Below are 1,142 nucleotides of genomic sequence, written 5' to 3'. Positions count from 1 at the left end.
GCCCAGTTCAAGGGCTCCACCGATTATGCCGATCTCGCCGATTGCGACCTGATCGTAGAGGCGGTGTTCGAGGACATGGCGGTCAAGAAGGAGGTGTTCGGCAAGCTCGAAGCGGTGGCCAAACCGGGCGCGATCCTCGCCACCAACACCTCCTATCTCGACATCAACGAAATCGCCGCCTCGACCTCGCGGCCGCAGGACGTGCTCGGCCTGCATTTCTTCTCGCCGGCCAATGTCATGAAGCTCCTGGAGATCGTGCGCGCCGACAAGACCGCGCCCGATGCGCTGGCGACCGTCGTCGACCTGGCGCGGCGGATCGGCAAGGTGGCCGTTGTCGTCGGCGTCTGCCACGGCTTCGTCGGCAACCGCATGCTGGCCGCGCGCGGCTCGGAATCGGAAGCGCTTCTTCTGGAAGGCGCGACGCCCAGCCAGATCGACCAGGTCTTCACCGATTTCGGCTGGCCGATGGGGCCTTTCCAGATGGGCGATCTCGCCGGTCTCGACATTGGCTGGCGCAACCGCAAGGCGCGTGGCCTGTCGGCCGTGATCGCCGACACGCTGTGCGAACAGGGGCGTTTCGGCCAGAAGACCGGCCGGGGTTTTTACCTTTACGAGGCTGGCGCGCGTACACCAGTGCCGGATCCCGAGGTTGAAGCGCTGATCCGCGACAAGGCCGCGGAGAAGGGCATCGTGCCGCGCGCGATCAGTGCGGAGGAAATCATCGAGCGCACGCTTTACCCCCTGGTCAACGAGGGCGCCAAGATCCTTGAGGAAGGCATAGCGGCCCGTGCGTCCGACATCGATGTCGTCTGGGTCAATGGCTACGGCTTTCCCATCGGCAAGGGCGGGCCGATGTTCTGGGCTGGCCTCGAAGGCCCGGCCAGGATCATCGAGCGGCTCGAGTACTGGCATCAACGGACAGGCAAGGACGTGTTCAAGCCGGCGCCCCTGCTGAAGCGGATGGTCGAGACCGGGTCGTGGAACGGCGACGCGATAGCCTGATCAATCGTCATGGGCAATCCACCCAATTGTCGAGGTCTGCGCTGCCCCTCATCGCCCTGCCGGGCGTTCGTTGTTCGAAAAGCCAAGCAGTTGGCTTTTCGTCCGCTGCGCGGACCACGCCTCGACTCCCCGTATAGTGA

General features: G+C 64.5%; 1 protein-coding gene. It reads left to right on the top strand.

All coding sequences use genetic code 11. The features are described from left to right. Positions 1-1,002, top strand: a 1,002-nt coding sequence (locus tag EN984_RS35475) for a 3-hydroxyacyl-CoA dehydrogenase (protein ID WP_245480195.1), incomplete at its 5' end; no start/stop codon positions are given. Between the last annotated feature and the right edge of the window lie 140 nt (positions 1,003-1,142).

The sequence above is a fragment of the Mesorhizobium sp. M7A.F.Ca.CA.004.12.1.1 genome, assembly GCF_003997835.1.
Lineage (GTDB): Bacteria > Pseudomonadota > Alphaproteobacteria > Rhizobiales > Rhizobiaceae > Mesorhizobium.
Note: the sequence above shows the minus strand (reverse complement) of the source record. Positions and strands in the feature narration are given on the sequence as shown.